Origin of the sequence: Sabulibacter ruber, from assembly GCF_017355955.1 — a bacterium.
Taxonomy (GTDB): Bacteria; Bacteroidota; Bacteroidia; order Cytophagales; family Hymenobacteraceae; genus Nibribacter; species Nibribacter ruber_A.
This window is the reverse complement of record NZ_JAFFID010000001.1, coordinates 1552892-1569806: the sequence shown is the minus strand read 5'-3', so window position 1 is coordinate 1569806 and position 16915 is coordinate 1552892. Positions and strand designations below refer to the sequence as shown.

The window sequence follows — 16915 nt, the reverse complement described above, 5'->3', positions numbered from 1 at the left end:
TGCCTAACGAGAAAGTCACGGAAGTAACTTCCGCGCCATAGAATTTCTCTAACATGGATAAACAGAGGATCAGGTGTCGTGTAGACAAGGCAGTGCCTTGTCTCTACCATTCCCCTTTTCTGCATTACACGGTGATCTGAACCTGAGAACGCTTTCACGCAACAATAGCCTTTCAGGCCTTTTTCTTAGAAAACAGGCATAAAACGAAAAGCCCCGCCTCGCCGAACAGGCGAGCACGGGGCTTTCAATTCTATTATCGTGCTACCTGATACGTGCTTCGTGATACCAATTAAAACAGCTGGTACTTAGATAGCTCTTTGGATGGCAGTTCAGATTCGCCCATCAGGTACACGTCTATGGCGCGGGCAGCCTCGCGGCCGTCTGAGATGGCCCACACCACCAATGACTGACCACGGCAAGCGTCACCGGCCGAGAAGATGCCCGGGATGTTGGTTTGCCAGTCGTTCAGTTTAAAGTTACCGCGGCGGTCCAGCTCAAATTTGAAGTTGGCGGTGAAGGCATCGTGCTCGGGGCGTTCGTAGCCAATCGCGATCAAAGCTAAGTCGCAGGGAAGGATTTTCTCACTGTTGGGTTTCTCGGTGTATTCCGACTGGTTCTTCCATTCCAGTTCCACCACGCGCAAGCCTTTCACGTGCCCGTTTTCATCAGCGATGAACTCCTTGTTCAGCCAGCCCCAGCTGCGCTCGCAGCCTTCCTCGTGCGAAGAGGAAGAGGAGAACGTCACGGGTACTTCTGGCCACGGGTTGGTGGGGTGCCGCTCGGAGCTGGGCATGAAGCGATACTGCAGCTGCGTGATGGATTTGGCGAACTGGCGGTTGGCGGTACCCACGCAGTCAGAGCCGGTGTCGCCGCCGCCAATGACCAGTACGTGCTTACCAAAGGCGTTGATGTCGGTCTCAGGCGCAATCTGGGCACCGTCTACGCGACGGTTGTGCAGGCCCAGGTAATCCATGGCGAAGTGGATGCCCTTGAGGTGATTGCCCGGAATAGAGATAGCCCGCGGTTTGGTAGCCCCAATGCAGAGCAAGACCGCATCGTATTTCCGGTACAGTTTCTTCAAAGTGGTATCCTGCCCAATTCTGCGGTTGAGCTTGAACTTGATGCCCTCAGCTTCCAGAATGGCCAACCGGCGGTCAATGGTCCATTTCTCCAGCTTGAAATCCGGGATGCCGTAACGCAGCAAGCCGCCGGCTTTCTCGTCTTTCTCAAACACGGTCACTTTGTGGCCTGCGCGGTTCAACTGAGCGGCAGCGGCCAGTCCAGCCGGACCAGAACCTACCACGGCTACTTTCTTGCCGGTGCGTTTCTGAGGCGGCTCGGGTTTCACCAGGCCCAGTTCAAAAGACTTCTCGGCAATGGACTTCTCAATGTGCTCAATGGTCACCGGGCGCTTGTTGATAGACAACACGCAGCTGCTCTCGCAGGGCGCGGGGCAGATGCGGCCGGTGAACTCCGGGAAGTTGTTGGTGCGGTACAGCACGCGGGCCGCGCGTTCCCAATCGCCTTCCAGCACGGCATCGTTGAAATCCGGTATCAGGTTGCCCAGCGGACAGCCGTTGTGGCAGAACGGAATGCCGCAGTCCATGCAGCGGGCGGCCTGTTGTTTGGTTTTCTCCTCGGGGAACGGGAGGTAAATCTCGTTTGAATCGTTTACGCGTACTTTGGGGTCGCGGGTGCCGGGCACCTCGCGGTTATATTTTAAGAATCCATCTGCTTGTCCCATTACACCAGTGCTTTTTCGGTTTCTGCTTCTTTTACTGTTAAGGCTTTCTTGAGGTCATGCGGCATCACTTTCAGGAAGTAATTGCGGTGGGTTTCCCAGTTCTCCAGGAACTCTTTGGCCAGCACGCTGCCGGTGTAGGCCACGTGCTCCTGCAGCTTCTGCACAATCCAGAGCAGGTCTTCTGAGTCTGGTTCTTCCAGACCTACCATGTCCAGGTTGCATTGCTCTACGTGGCTGGGGTCTGGGGCGTAGAGGTAGGCCATTCCGCCGCTCATACCGGCCGCGAAGTTTTTGCCTATGGCGCCCAGCACCAGCACTTTGCCGCCGGTCATGTACTCGCAGCCGTGGTCGCCAATACCTTCCACTACCGCCTCGGCACCTGAGTTGCGTACGCAGAAGCGCTCGCCGGCCATGCCGTTGATGTACACCTTGCCCGAGGTGGCTCCGTACAGCGCCACGTTACCAGTGATGATGTGCTCGTGCGGCAGGTAGGTGGTTTCCTTGAAGGGCTGCAGAATAAGCTTCCCGCCCGACAAGCCTTTGCCCAGGTAGTCGTTGGCCTCGCCGTAGAGTTTGAAACTGACGCCCGGAGCCAGGAATGCCCCAAAGCTTTGCCCCGCCGATCCGTAGAACGTGGTTTTGAAGCTATCCTCCGGCAAACCGAACTTCCCGAAATTGCGGGAGATCTCATACGAGAGCATGGTACCCACGGAGCGGTCCACGTTGTTGATGCGGTACTCTACCTCGGTGTTGCCTTTCTTGAGGTCGCGGATGAGTTTCTTGTCCAGTACCTTGCTGATCTCGTGGTCCTGCTCAATCTGCTTATATCTACCCACGTTCTGGGCCACGTACTCCTGGTGGAAAATAGGAGAGAGGTCCAGGTTCTTCAGTTTCCAGTGGTTCAGGTCAGATCTTACTTTCAATACCTGTGACTGGCCCACCATCTCGTTGATGGTTCTAAAGCCCAGCGACGCCATAATCTGGCGCAACTCCATGGCCATGAACGTGAACAGATTCACCACATGGTCTGGATCGCCGGTAAACAGGTTGCGCAGGTCTGGGTTTTGCGTAGCGATTCCTACCGGGCAGGTGTTCAGATGGCACTTACGCATCATGATACAGCCTTCCACAATCAAGGCAGCGGTAGCCACGCCGTATTCCTCGGCACCCAGCAAAGTAGCCACGGCCAGGTCATAGCCGGTCAGGATCTTGCCATCGGTCTGCAACACCACGCGGCTACGCAGGTTGTTCTTGAGCAAGGTCTGGTGCGCTTCGGCCAAACCGATTTCCCACGGCAAGCCGGTGTGACGGATAGAGCTCAGCGGACTGGCCCCGGTTCCGCCGTCAGCGCCCGAGATCATAATGGCATCGGCTTTCGCTTTGGCTACGCCCGAGGCGATGGTGCCTACCCCGGCTTCGGCCACCAGCTTCACATTGATGCGCGCCTTGGGGTTAGCGTTCTTCAGGTCGAAGATGAGCTGTTTCAGGTCCTCAATGGAGTAGATGTCGTGGTGTGGTGGCGGCGAGATCAAGCCCACGCCCGGCGTAGAACAACGTACCCGCGCAATCCAGTGGTCTACTTTATGACCCGGTAACTGACCGCCTTCGCCCGGCTTTGCGCCCTGGGCAATCTTGATCTGGATCTCATCAGCATTGGCCAGGTAGTGGCTGGTCACCCCAAATCGGCCGGAGGCCACCTGTTTTACGCGTGAATTTTCTGAATCTCCGTTAGGCTTGGGCGTGAAACGGGCTTCGTCTTCACCGCCTTCGCCGCTGTTGCTCTTGCCTCCAATGCGGTTCATGGCAATGGCCAACGTGCTGTGCGCCTCATACGAGATAGACCCGAAAGACATTGCCCCGGTAGCGAACCGTTTCAGGATGGCCGATACGGGTTCCACTTCGTCCAGAGGAACGGACTGCCGCTTGCGGAATTCAAACAGGTTGCGCAGCGTGATGGCAGTCTGCTGCTGGTGCTCTCGTATGGATTTGGAGTATTCTTTGTATAATAGGTAGTCGTTTAAGCGGGTGGATTTCTGCAGCAGGTGAATCACCTTAGGCGTGAGCAAGTGCTCCTCGCCGTCGCGGCGCCATTGGTAGTAACCACCAGACTCCAGCAGGTTCTCCCGGTCTGGGAACGCCGACTGGTGCTTGGTAACAGCTTCCCGCTCCAGGTCTTCGAAATTAAGGCCTTCCAGGCGGTTGGTGGTGCCCCTGAAGCATTTCTCAATCACCTCCTGGCCTAGGCCCAAAATCTCAAAAATCTGCGAGCTTTGGTACGACTGCAGCGTGCTGATTCCCATTTTGGACAAAATCTTCAGCAGGCCGTTGTCTACCGCTTTGATGAAGTTCTGGAAATAATAGGTGTAGGGCTGCGCGTTGTCCAGCTTCTGCTGATCATGCAGGCCTTTGATGGTGTCATACACCAGGAACGGATACACCGCGCTAGCGCCGTAGCCCACAATAGTAGCGAAGTGGTGGGTTTCCCAGGCATCGCCGGCTTCCACCACCAGACCCGCTTTGGTCCGGATGCGTTTCTCAATCAAATGGTGGTGCACCGCGCCCACGGCCAGCAAAGACGGAATAGCCGCCCGCTGCGGTTGCACGTTGCGGTTTGAGATGATCAAGATCTTTTTGCCCGCGCGCACGGCCGCTTCGGCCTCTGCGCAGATGCGGTCAATCTCACGCTGCAGGTTACCGGTTTCCTTAGTAGGGAAAGTGGCATCTATCGTTTCATGGTCAAAGCCTTCTTCCTTCAGGAACACCAGCTTCTGGAATTCCACGGGGTCCAGTACCGGTTGCGAGATGTGTACCTGGCGGCTATGAAGTTCGGTCTCGTCCAGAATGTTTTTGGACTCACCCAGGCGGGTAAACAAAGACATCACCAAACGCTCCCGGATGGGGTCAATAGGCGGATTGCTTACCTGCGCGAAGAACTGCTTGAAGTAATGCGATACGTGCTGGCTCTGGTGCGACAGAACGGCCAACGGCGTATCAGAGCCCATACTGCCCACGGGCTCGTACCCGGTGGAGGCCATAGGTTCTACCAGCATTTTCAGGTCCTCACGGGTATAGCCGTAGGCTTTCTGGCGCTGTCTCAGTTCCTCAGGGGTACAGGGTTCCAGCAACACCGCTGGTTCCGGGCGAAGGCGCAATTTGATGCGGTTTTTCTGAATCCACTCAAAATACGGCTTGTCATTGCAGACCAGTTGTTTGATTTCCTCGTCCTCATAAACGCGGTTCTGGGAAACATCGGCGAGGAGCATTTTGCCGGGCTGCAAGCGGCCGCGTTTCACCACGTCTTTGGGGTCCACGGTCAAAGCGCCGGCTTCGGAGGCCATGATCAGGCGGCCTTGCTTGGTGAGGCAGTAGCGCACGGGGCGCAGGCCGTTCCGGTCCAGGGTGGCGCCAATCTGGGTGCCATCGGTGAAGAACAGGGCGGCAGGGCCATCCCAAGGCTCCATCAGAGACGCGTGGAATTTATAGAACGCCTTTTTATAGGTGTCCATGTGCGGGTTGTTCTGCCAGGCCTCGGGCACCAGCATCATCATCACGTGCGGCAACGGTCGGCCCGAGAGCGTGAGCAGTTCCACCAGCGCATCCAGGTTGGCGGAGTCTGAATCTCCGGGGTTGGTGATGGGAATGAGCCACTGCATCTCTTCCTCGGTGAAGAGGGGAGAAGACATGAGCGCCTCCTTTGATTTCATTTTGTTCACATTCCCTCTAATGGTGTTGATCTCGCCGTTGTGCGCAATAAAGCGGAACGGCTGGGCCAGTCGCCAGTTAGGGAAGGTATTGGTGGAGAAACGGGAGTGCACCACCGCAATCGCCGATTTGAAATCGGGGTGACGCAGGTCGTGGTAATAGCGCTCTAGTTGGTCGGTTTTGAGCTGACCTTTATAGATAATGGTGCGGGAGGAGAAGCTGGCGATGTAGAAGGTGCCGTTCTCGCCGCGTACGCTTTTGCGGGTTTCATTGCTGATGAGGTTGCGCAACACGAACAATTTGCGCTCCAGGTCCTCGCCTTTGATGGTGGGGTCAATGGGCTGCACGAACACCTGCTCAATGTAAGGCTCCACGGCTTTGGCGCCGTGGCCGGGCACCTGGCCGTTCACCGGCACCAGACGGTAACCCAGTAAGCTGAGGCCCAGTTTGCGCAGGCAGTTGTTCAAAATCTTGCGGGATTTCTCTCTTACTTCATATACCGCCGGGAAAAAGACCATGCCCACGCCATAGCTGCCTTGCGGAGGCAGGGAAATGGCAAACTCAGCGAGCTCTTTCTTGAAGAATTCATGAGGCAATTGCACCAGAATTCCGGCGCCGTCGCCGGTTTCTGGGTCGCTGCCCGTGGCGCCCCGGTGCTCCATGTTCTTCAACATGGTTAAGGCGTCTTTTACCGTAGCGTGTGATTTTTGACCGTCTAGGTTCACTACACAACCAACACCGCAAGCATCGTGCTCTAATTCGGGCGTGTAAAGCCCTCTATTAAGTTCATCAGCTTGATTCATTCCTTTGTTTGTTCGTTTGGGTAAGGGTGAATCAGTAAGCTATAGATAAATTTTCAAAAAGTCAATTCAAGATTTGAGCTTTTATCAACAAACAAGCGTTAGGTTTGAGAATTACATAATGAATGAAGGCGTATTTACGAGGTTGTTAATTTTGGCTTGCTAAACCCCTGTTTGTTTGAAAGTTTGTAAATGCAGCCTCAAAAAATTTTTAAGCAAAAATTTTGCTTACTGATGGGGAATGGTAGGTTTGTGTGGTAAGATAATGAAAATCAATAAGTTGTGCTGCCTGTTTTTGTGCTGAATTTTTAAAAAAAACTGGCCTGAAACGGATTTTTCTCTGAAATGGTTACGTGCACTGAGGATGATTTAACAAAATAGTTTGAGGAATACTTATCTGGCCGAAGATGTTAGAAAGGGGTTAGCCTTCGGCGGAGCCAACCAAATCATAGGAAAAGGAAACAGAGATTTGCGCATTCCTTTTACTATGATACCCTCCATTTCTAGGTTCTATTCTTCAGTTGTGCCCTCCGCCTGCGGCCTATTGAACTTATCCTGAGGGCTGGATTAAGGGTAAGTACTGATAAGATTGATAAAATGCTTTGTTAAACAGACTGATTTCCATTATCTTAGCTGAAGCTGAAAGCTAGCTATAGTGCTTTTGCCTGATTACCAACAGGCCGCTTCTCTCTCCGAGGATTATACATCCGCTGATTCCTGGCAGATTTTGTTAGTTACCATAGAAACCAAACTGCTAACCTACACCAAGCAATTACCAACCACCTACTTTGAGCCACCCTGGGTACCTGAACCCGGTACCTGAAAACTGAATCGTTTGCTGCATTCTTCTTTTAGTAGTTAACCACTAAACACATGAATCCAAACAAAGCATTATGGGAAAAAGGTGACTTCACTCAACTAGCCGAAACCATGCGGGAAAGCGGTGCGGCATTGGTTGATAAACTGGGGATCAAAAAAGACATGCGCGTTCTGGATCTTGGTTGCGGCGATGGTACCACGGCCATACCAGAAGCAAAACTGGGTGCCACCGTTATAGGGGTAGACATCGCCCGGAATTTGGTGGAGGCGGGGAACAGGCGGGCAAAAGCCGAAGGCCTCACCAATTGTACCTTCCAGGAAGGCGATGCGACTGATCTGCAGGAAGTACCCGACCAGGCTTTTGATCTGGTGGTAAGCATTTTCGGGGCGATGTTCGCGCCCAAGCCCTTTGATGTTGCCAAAGAAATGGTGCGGATTACCCGGCCGGGCGGAAGGATTGTGATGGGCAACTGGATTCCCGGCGACCCTACGTTGGTGGCGCAAATTCTCAGAATCAGTTCTGCCTACACTCCGCCGCCGCCTGAGGGCTTCGTCAGTCCTATGTTATGGGGAGTGGAAGACCATGTGATGGAACGTTTCGGGGGTGCCGGGGTGGCAAAGGAGAACATTTCCTTTGAAAGAGACACGTTCACTTTCTCCGCACCTTATCCGCCATCGGTATTCCTTGACAAGTTCAGGAACTACTACGGCCCTACCATGAACGCCTTTGAAGCTGCCGAAAAGAATGGAAAGGCCACGGATCTGCAGAATGAATTAGAGGCTTTGTTTACCAGCCAGAATCAAAGTGCAGACAACAGTACCTCCATTCCGGCTACCTACCTAAGGGTGACCGTTCAATGCTGAGGTCCTATTGTAGCGTTGAACTTTATACCGGTGTTCTGATCGGGATTGATTGTTATCAGCGCGGGTAAGCGTTAATAGCCAAGACTGGTTTAGCCCAATGCTGTAGTGTTTGCTTGTGGCAGGACACTCTTTAGGAATGGGTTTTTGATCTCATTTCTGGAAAGGAGCCTATATGTGTTCTCCTATCCAGCATTCTTCTACCCAATCCAGAAAGTTATCCCACTTCTCGTTGGTTGTTCCGTTGTGCGACCAGAACCTTACCAGGTATTCAGGACCTTTTGAGGTAAGGTCAAAGCAGTAATAGTCGCCGTTATCTTCCAGGAACGGGAGCAGGTGTTCTGGTAGGCCATATTCCCTTACTTCTCTCACAGAAGAAATCAGGTCTGTGTAGCTGCCGTCTTCAAATAGTTGGTAGAGCTCAAAAGGGCCAAAGGAAACGTCAGAGTATTTCAGTTGATACTCCACATAGGAAGGCGGGAACGTTACCCCTAACTTTTCCTCGGCATTTTTCAGCTCCTTTTCTGTAGGCAATGTAGGCGGTTTAGGAACGGATTCACTTAAGGATTTCAGCTTTTCTAATGTTTCCATTTCTGGTTTAGTCTTCTTTTCCGATTTGGGGCAGGAAACGCGCAAAGCCCTGGGCCAATGCTGGCTTTAGCTGCTGTTGCGCTGTCCCTTTTTAGATGATTTACAGTAACTTATTTCTTTTCAGCTTCTGTAAGCTTCTCAATGTGCCTGCTAATGTATTTGGAAATATTGAAAAGTAAGAAGATAGAGAGAATCCATATCCACAGGTGGGTCTCCATTCCTAACTCCTTTTTATTGGTTATATCTTCAAGAGAAGAATCTGTAATGTTTAATATTTTAAATAAGCTCTCTTTCTCAAGAGAGTCTGTTTTCTCTAACCTTATAATTCTTTCATAAGCCTCTTTTTGCTCCAACAAAATCTTGTTTTCACGTTCAAGGCTTCTATATGAATCCACCAGATTGCCAGTTAGATAGATTAAAATTAGGGCAGATAAGCAGTGAAATATGATCCGAAGGTATTTTACCTGTTTTGCCTTCACTTCAAGGTTTATTTTCATGTGGCGCCCAATGGTCTGCTATCTGAGGTGTTTAAGCCTTACATACTTTGCTGTACCTCGTTTTTCTTTTGAAAAAGTAGCTGTAAAAGGTTAAAAGCTATTAGAATACCTACAACTGTGATGCCCGTTAATAACGATAGTTTCCCTAGATACCTACCAACCTGATCAGTGTGCTCATTGAAAACATTGTCAATCAAGAAACTAAGGTAAACAACTGAAAGAAGTGTGATAGCTTTAATAATCCCAGACCTTACCGTATCTCCTTTCTTTTCTTTGTTAAGAATGTAAAATGAGCCAATGGGTAATAGTAATGTAGTCCTCAATAAGGTAACGAGAAAGAAGTGAGCAATTCCATCTATTTGTGCCAGACCGAGTGCGGTGAGATGTAATCCCACTAAAAGCAGAATACAATATGTAATTCCTCTTCTCATTATTGAATAGTAGGTACAATAGAATGTATCACCTGTGTTAGGATAACCAAAGCATTATCCAACCCAGTGCTTAAAAATAGAAAATAAAGCGAGACAGCCTGACACTCAGCAAGAGACTAAGGCTGGCTATATAAGGTTGGGCGTAGGTGCCACTCTTATTGCACATGCCGTGGTTTTAATTTCTGGGCGGCAAGTTCTGCTATTTCAGTGACTCGTTTTTGTCTTGTCTCGGGGCGTTTGGCAAGCACAAGCCACTGCAAAATTGATTTTCTGGCTGATTTACTCAAACTCAGGAAAAAATCCTTTGAGGAGGGATGAGCTGCAAACTCCACCTCAAGGTCTTGCGGGATCATCAGCTCTTCTACTGCGTCTAAGATAATCCAGGAGCCGTTTTGTTTGGCTACTTCAATGCTTTTGTAGCCTGCCTCTGTCATATGCCCGTCTGCAATTAGCCGTTGAACTTTTTCTTTGTTGATTTTTGACCAGGTGCTCTCAGGTTTTCGTCTGCTGAAAAACTGATGTGAGGTCTCCTGGTCTATCTTTATTTTTTTACTGTCTATCCACCCGAAGCAGAGCGCTTCCTCTACCGCCTCGCCCCAGGTGATGGATTTTTTACCTGAGCTCTTCGTATAGAAAACAAGCCATACCGCTTGCTGGGAAAGATGGTTTTTCTTTAACCACTCTCGCCAGGCTGCACGGCTTGCCGGATAAAATATCTCTACTTCCTTTCTCTGCATTTACTTTATGACGGTGGCTTCCTGTTCTATGGTGAGTGTGGCAATAAGTCCCTTTACCTCCGGTAAGATAGTAGCCTGCCGGATCTGGTGCCTTTGCAGGAAAGACGCCTGGTTTGCAGGTGAGTTAAAATTGCAGTCAGCCTTGAAAGTCCTTTTGTGTTATTATCGTTCATGTTTCAGTCTGACTGTTGAGGTATGCGGAAGTTTTTGTATGACTTTTAACGAGCCGTGGCTAAACGACGGGCGAGGCTATCGGCTGAGGCTGGCGTTTAGGTGTTGTTAGCACCTGTTGTTTTCCTTAAATCACTAATGAGCACATCCATATTTTCAATTCCTTTCGGGATGAAAAGGTTGTTTCTACTTTCTATTGAAGTAATCAAAACTCCTCCGTTTAACTTTTGTATCCCGCCTATATTATCCTTTCTTACTTCAGTTATCACCCGGCCATTTACAACCTTCTGGATTTCTGATTCTGTGACAAAATATTCTTGACTGCGCAGGACAGTTTCAAATAATCTTATCGTGTAAAAGTCCACTCCTAAACATATTCCTATTATTACGATAAAAAAAACGATTGACTCCGTAGTACCCAAGTCCATTGTTTTACCTATAAACAATATCCATATCATTGTTAAATAGATAACAGCATGCATTAAGAATGAAGAGCGGTACCTCTTTTTTTTCAACTGTTGAATTGTTGTTTCACTAAAAATGAATCTTCTCATTATAAATTTCAATTGGTGCTAATTTGTAGCTAAATGGAATGCGTTCCGGTTATCAGCACTATGTAAGGAGGTGAGATTTCCGTTACCTTCCTTCTTCTGGTTAAGGGAAACAAATCCATTCGTAGACCAAGATATAGGTAATTCACAGATTATCCAGTGGACTCGTTATTTTCTCAAGGGCATGGGTAGCGATATGAGGAAGGAGCTCCGGACTGTGATCCAGCAAGATGTGAAGGTGGCCCAGTACTACCAAATCAAAACGAAGGTGCCGGCAATGATCAGCGTGGCTCCAATAGCCGCTTTGAGGGTAAGGGCTTCGTTCAGGAAGATAACCGATAGAAGGATGGTCAAGGCAACGCTGGCTTTGTCAACGGGTGCCACCTGCGATACTTTCCCCAGTTGCAGGGCCTTGAAGTAAAACAGCCAGGACAAACCGGTGGCTACCCCAGACAGCACCAGAAAGAGTAAATTGCTTTTGGAGAGCGTAGCCAAACCAGAGGTAGCCCCGCGAGCCCACACCAGGGTCCAGGCAATGACCAGAACAACCACCGTTCTGATGGCGGTGGCCAGATCAGAATCCACGCCTTTTACGCCTACTTTCGCCAGAATAGCCGTTAACGAGGCAAAGAGCGACGCCAGCAAGGCATATATCCACCAGGTATTCATAAGTTGGTTCTTTTAGGTGAGTACAAAAGCAGAAATCAGGTAAATCCTTCCGGGTCTCCTGCTCACAGGGTTTTGTACGTCCATTGAAAAGGGGAGGAGAGGTTTGCCCTACAGCCGATGTTTCAGAGATAGTTGTTTCAGGCCTGTTTCCGGAAAAGGGGCTGAAAAATGCTACCACTACGCTTTGAGGAACCGATGGATTGCCTGCCAGCGCTTCTCTAAGAAAGGGCATCGGGCTGCTGGCCTGCCCACCTGAAAACAGTAAAGCCCGAAAGAACAGTGGGTTCTTTCGGGCTTTACTCCAGGGGTTGTAAACGGCTAGGACCTCAGTTTGTCCTTGGAGACTTCCAGCAGATAAAGGAGCACCAGGGCCAGCAGGTTAACGGTGACAAAGGAAGATACCGTGCCTGCGCCCAGGATGAACTGGAACGACGAGATGGAGAACCGCAGCTTGAACACCCAGCTCTCCAGGAAGTTGACGCCGATCCCAATTTTCAGGCCGGCCACGTAGTTGAAGGCAAAGCTGCCGATGCCCAGGCTGAGCACCTGCAAAACCTGGTTCACCATGGAGAGGGTGAGATACCTGGCCGGTTGTTTCAGCAACAGAACTCCGCAAAAAATGGAGTACAGGTAAAGGATACAAGCCAGCAAAATCGCCGCCGTGGAAGACATTGCTTCGGCTTCCATCTTAAAACCGGTCCTGATGGCCAGCACCAGGCCCACCGCGCCGCCCACCAGCTGATAAAAGGCAATGCCATTGAGTAGGGTAAGGGTGGGCTTGGTCCCGGGTTTGTTTGTGTTCATAGACGAAAGTACTAATTCTCTTTTTGGATGATCGTTTCTGGGCCAATTTCTGAAAAACAGCGCCTAAACGCAGGGTGCCGCTTCTAGTAAAAAGCCCTGGCTCTGGGCCAGGGCTTTTAGATGGGGTTCTGTTTTGGCGCTACTTTCAGGAAAGCGGGCCAGAAACGAAATTAATCATGGTCGTAGTCAATGCCTTTGTGCTGTTCCCGCAGGGCAGCCAAACCTTTTTTACCGTAAGCCAGGCGGGTGATCACCACGTACAGCACCGGCACAATGAAGATAGCCAGGAACGTAGCGGCCAACATACCGCCAATTACTACCCAGCCAATGGTCTGTCTGGACACGGCACCAGCCCCGGAGGCCAGCACCAGCGGCACAACCCCCAGAATGAACGCCAGAGACGTCATGATGATAGGCCGCAGACGCAGTTTCACGGCATCAATGGTGGCTTCAATCAGTTCCATGCCGCGGTCTACCCGTTCCTTGGCGAACTCCACAATCAGGATGGCGTTTTTGGCGGCCAAACCAATGAGGGTAATCATACCAATCTGGGCGTACACGTTGTTGTCCAGTTTAGGCAGGAAAGTAAGGGCCAGAATCGCCCCGAACATCCCCAGCGGAATGGCAAACAGGATGGAGAACGGAACAGACCAGCTTTCATAAAGCGCGGCCAGCAACAGCAGTACCAGCACAATGGAAAGCGAGAAGATGTACACGGTACTATTACCGGCGGCCAATTCTTCGCGGCTCAGGCCAGAGAAGTCAAATCCGTAACCAGCCGGTAAGGTTTGGGCGGCTACTTCCTGCAGGGCTTGCAGAGCCTGACCACTACTGTAGCCCGGTTTGGCGCTACCCGAGATCTCCACCGACCGGAACAGGTTGTAGTGGGAGATTACCGCCGGATTTTCCACTATTCTGGAAGTTACCAGGGCACTCAGCGGCACCGACTCGCCCGTGCGGTTGAGCACGTAGAACTGGCTCAGGTCCCTGATGTCCATGCGGTAGGCGGTATCGGCCTGGGCCACCACGCGGTAGTTACGGCCGTAGCGGGTGAAGTCATTGATGTAGCGGCTACCCATGTAAGAAGCCATGGTGGCGTACACATCGGTGAGGTTAATGCCCAGTTTCTTCACTTTTTCGCGGTCTACGTCTACCTGGTAGCCCGGCGTGCGGGTGTTGAAGAAGCTGTAAGCCATGGCAATCTCGGGGCGCTGGTTCACGGCTCCCAGGAACTGACCCATCACGCGCTCCAGTTCTTTGATGTCACCGGCGGTGCGCTGCTCCAGAATGAAACTGAAACCACCCGATTGGCCCAGCCCCGGAATAGCCGGCGGTGCCACCACAATGATGTTCGCTTCTTTAATGGCGGCAAAACGCTTGTTCAGATCGGCCATCACGCCCTGCAACTGCATGGACTCGTCCTGCCGTTGATCCCAGGGGTGCATCTGGATGAAGAACGTACCGCTGTTAGACTTGAACGAGAAGTTGATGGCGTTCAAACCAGAGATAGACGTGGCGTTTCGGATGGCCGGGACGTCTTTCAGGATGCCCGCCATTCTCTCCAGAATTGCCTGAGTTCTGTTCGAGGAGGAACCTTCCGGTAACTCCACAGAGATGAACAGACGGCCTTCGTCCTCGGTTGGGATAAAGCCGGTAGGTTTATTCGCGAACAAGCCCACGGTACCCACATACAAGCACACCAGCAGAATCAAGGCCAGCGGAGCCGCTTTAATGGTTTTCCGAACGCCCGCTGAGTAATTCTCGGTGGTTCTGGCAAACCAGTTGTTGAACCGATAGAAGAACTTGTTAATGCCTCTGGACTCGCGGTTCACGTTCATAGGACGCAGCATCAGTGAGCAAAGCGCCGGGGTAAGGGTCAAGGCCACGAACGCCGAGATCAATACCGAGATAGCGATGGTGATGGCGAACTGCTGATACAGACGGCCCACAATCCCCGGAATAAAGCCCACCGGAATAAACACCGCCGCCAGAATCAAGGCGATGGCAATTACCGGCGCCGTGATGTCTTTCATGGCTTTGCGGGTTGCCTCCCTCGGCGAGAGCCGCTCATGGTCAATGTAGTGCTGTACCGCTTCCACCACCACAATGGCGTCATCCACCACAATACCAATCGCCAACACAAAACCGAAGAGGGTCAACGTGTTAATGGTGAAGCCCAGTGGAATGAAGAAGATGAACGTACCAATGATGGACACCGGAATAGCCAGGATAGGCACCAACGTGGCGCGCCAGCTCTGCAGGAACAGGAACACCACAATAATTACCAGAATCAGGGCTTCTACCAGCGTGTGCACCACCTCATTGATGGATACCTCTACCACCGTCACAGACTCAAAGGAGACAATGTAGTCCACATCGGCGGGGAAGGTTTTCTTCATTTCCTGCAGGGCGGCGTTGATGCCCGCGGCCGTTTCCACGGCGTTTGAACCAGGAGCCTGGTAAATCAGCATGATCCCCGATGGATTCCCGTTGATAGTGGCCTGGCGGCCGTAGTCAAACTGCCCGAACTCCACGCGGGCCACGTCTTTCAGGTACACCAGAGAGCCTTCCTCAGGGTTGGTGCGGATGATCACGTTCTCAAACTCCTGCTGGGTAGCCAGACGGCCACTCACGGTAATAGGGTACTGAAACGCCTGGGTGTTGTACTGCGGACGGGCACCCACCGTACCGGCGGCCACCTGCATGTTCTGCTCCTGAATGGCGGCTACCACCTGGTTCGCGCTCAGGTTATACTGGGCCAGCTTGTCTGGCTGCAACCACAGACGCATACTGAAATCCTGACCGATGGAGGTTACGTCACCCACTCCTTTCACCCGCAGCAAGGCATCCTTCACGTAGATGTTGGTGTAGTTGTCCAGGTACTGGATGTTGTGGGTTCTGTTGGGGGAGTAGATCCCCACTACCATCAGAATACTGGGGTTCCGTTTCCGTACCGTTACCCCTAAACGCCGCACGTCTTCCGGCAAACTGGGCTCAGCCACGCTTGCGCGGTTTTGCACGTCCAGGGTGGCGATGTCAATGTCTGTGCCCACGTCAAAGGTCACGGTCATGTTCATCTGGCCGGTACTGGTATTGGTAGAGGTCAGGTACGCCATGCCCGGGGTACCGTTGATCTGGGTTTCAATGGGCGTGGCTACGGTTTGTTCAATGGTCTGCGCATCGGCCCCGGTGTAGTTCGCCGACACCGAAACCGTGGGCGGCGAAATATCAGGGTACTGGGTGACGGGCAAGTTCATCATGGCCAGCGTACCTACCAGCACGATCACAATGGAGATCACGATGGCGGTAATAGGCCGTCTTATAAATACTTCAGATATCATGTTCTTTCTGAAAAAGCTGCTTTAAACGTTATTATCTGGCTCCGGCGGCAGGGGCACCTCCGGCGGCCTGTGGTGCGCCCACCTGGATTTTAGCTCCCTGGCGCAGTTTCTGGATGCCTTCTACCACAATCACATCACCGGCCTCAAGGCCTTCGCGGGCTACGATCTTGTCCTGGAAGCGGGTACCTAACTGCACGTTCTGCTGCTGTACAGAATCGCCCTGCACTTTGTACACAAAGTACTCACCCAATTGCTCGGTCACGGCTTTGAACGGTAGCGTCACCTGGTGGCCTATGTCCTGGTTAAGCACATTCACGCTCACGGTCATACCGGCCACCAACTGGCGGTTAGGGTTAGGGAAGCTCAGGCGCACGGTAATGGTACCACTCTGCAGACCCACGGCGCGGTCAATGGCCGATAACTTGCCCGTATGCGGATAGCGGGAGCCATCGGCTAAGGTCAGGGTGAAAAGCGAATCTGGCTGGTTGCCTTGTTTTAATCTGTTAAAACGGGGCAGTTCCTGCTCGTTGATCACGAAATCAATGCCGGTCGGGCCTTCAGAAGAGATGGTGTTGAGCAACGTCTGGCCGGGGCTAACCTGCGAACCCACGCGTACCTGGGAGATACCAATGGTACCGCTGAACGGAGCCGTAATCACGGAATAGCCTAAGTCTGTACCGGCGCTGGCCACCTGGGCACGGGCCACCGCTACCTGAGCGCGGGCGGTCTCCACATCGGCGCGAGCATAATCTACGCGCTGGCGGGCAATGGCGTCTTGCTTGGCCAGGTTCTCATAACGCTCCAAGTCTTTCTGTACCCGGTTTAGGTTAGCCTGGGCGCTGCGCACGTTGGCCTGGGCCTGCCGATACGCCGCCTGGTATTTGGTGCGGTCAATCTCGTACAGTTTCTGGCCTTTGGTCACGCGCTGGCCGTCTTTCACATAAATCTGGGTGATGTAGCCACTCACCTGCGGGCGCAGTTCCACTTCATTCAGCGGTACCACGGTGCCGGGGTAGGTATCAGTGCCCATGACGCGTTCTTCGGTAACGGTGTAGGTATTCACAGCAACCGGACCACCCATCATAGGGCCTTGGGGGGCTGCTTCCTTTTTGCCGCAGGAAACCAGCACGGCCGCAAAAAAGGCAGAAGCTACCAGTGGGGATAAGTGTTTTTTCATTATTTCAGGTGATTTTCAGT

General features: G+C 51.9%; 13 protein-coding genes. 2 read left to right on the top strand and 11 right to left on the bottom strand.

Translation table 11 applies throughout. From position 1 onward, the window contains the following. Positions 1-289: 289 nt before the first annotated feature. On the bottom strand, positions 290-1744 hold the full coding sequence (locus JT719_RS06390; RefSeq protein WP_207431763.1) for a glutamate synthase subunit beta: 1455 nt from the start codon (positions 1742-1744) through the stop codon (positions 290-292). Continuing rightward, the gene (gene gltB, locus JT719_RS06385) at positions 1744-6249 is read right to left on the bottom strand and encodes a glutamate synthase large subunit (protein WP_207431762.1); all 4506 of its coding nucleotides are present in this window, start codon (positions 6247-6249) and stop codon (positions 1744-1746) included. Before gltB ends, JT719_RS06390 begins: the two co-directional genes overlap by 1 nt. 658 nt (positions 6250-6907) lie before the next feature. Between gltB and JT719_RS06380 the strand changes: the two genes are divergently transcribed. Both JT719_RS06380 and JT719_RS06375 read left to right on the top strand, forming a co-directional pair. After that, positions 6908-7069, top strand: a complete 162-nt coding sequence (locus tag JT719_RS06380) for a hypothetical protein (RefSeq protein WP_207431761.1) — start codon at positions 6908-6910, stop codon at positions 7067-7069. Between the two features lie 50 nt (positions 7070-7119). Further along, a complete protein-coding gene (locus JT719_RS06375; protein ID WP_207431760.1) occupies positions 7120-7929 on the top strand; it encodes a class I SAM-dependent methyltransferase in 810 nt (269 codons plus the stop codon). Between the two features lie 168 nt (positions 7930-8097). Here the strand turns inward: JT719_RS06375 and JT719_RS06370 are convergent, their stop codons facing one another. From JT719_RS06370 to JT719_RS06330, 9 genes are all read right to left on the bottom strand, one after another. Next, entirely contained in the window at positions 8098-8517 is a 420-nt protein-coding gene (locus JT719_RS06370; protein ID WP_207431758.1) for an SMI1/KNR4 family protein, read from the bottom strand. 110 nt (positions 8518-8627) lie between these two features. Then, a complete protein-coding gene (locus JT719_RS06365; RefSeq protein WP_207431756.1) occupies positions 8628-9014 on the bottom strand; it encodes a hypothetical protein in 387 nt (128 codons plus the stop codon). 38 nt (positions 9015-9052) lie between these two features. After that, positions 9053-9445 (bottom strand): hypothetical protein, encoded by a 393-nt coding sequence (locus tag JT719_RS06360; protein ID WP_207431754.1) that lies wholly within the window; start codon positions 9443-9445, stop codon positions 9053-9055. 155 nt (positions 9446-9600) lie between these two features. Further along, on the bottom strand, positions 9601-10182 hold the full coding sequence (locus JT719_RS06355) for a YdeI/OmpD-associated family protein (protein ID WP_207431752.1): 582 nt from the start codon (positions 10180-10182) through the stop codon (positions 9601-9603). A gap of 269 nt (positions 10183-10451) precedes the next feature. Continuing rightward, on the bottom strand, positions 10452-10907 hold the full coding sequence (locus JT719_RS06350; protein WP_207431743.1) for a hypothetical protein: 456 nt from the start codon (positions 10905-10907) through the stop codon (positions 10452-10454). 246 nt (positions 10908-11153) lie between these two features. Beyond that, a complete protein-coding gene (locus JT719_RS06345; protein ID WP_207431741.1) occupies positions 11154-11573 on the bottom strand; it encodes an EamA family transporter in 420 nt (139 codons plus the stop codon). Positions 11574-11891: 318 nt separating this feature from the next. Continuing rightward, a complete protein-coding gene (locus tag JT719_RS06340) occupies positions 11892-12377 on the bottom strand; it encodes a hypothetical protein (protein ID WP_207431740.1) in 486 nt (161 codons plus the stop codon). Positions 12378-12547: 170 nt separating this feature from the next. Further along, positions 12548-15718, bottom strand: a complete 3171-nt coding sequence (locus tag JT719_RS06335) for an efflux RND transporter permease subunit (protein ID WP_207431738.1) — start codon at positions 15716-15718, stop codon at positions 12548-12550. A gap of 31 nt (positions 15719-15749) precedes the next feature. Beyond that, positions 15750-16895: an efflux RND transporter periplasmic adaptor subunit gene (locus JT719_RS06330; RefSeq protein ID WP_207431737.1), complete on the bottom strand. Its 1146-nt coding sequence runs from the start codon at positions 16893-16895 to the stop codon at positions 15750-15752. Positions 16896-16915: the final 20 nt, after the last annotated feature.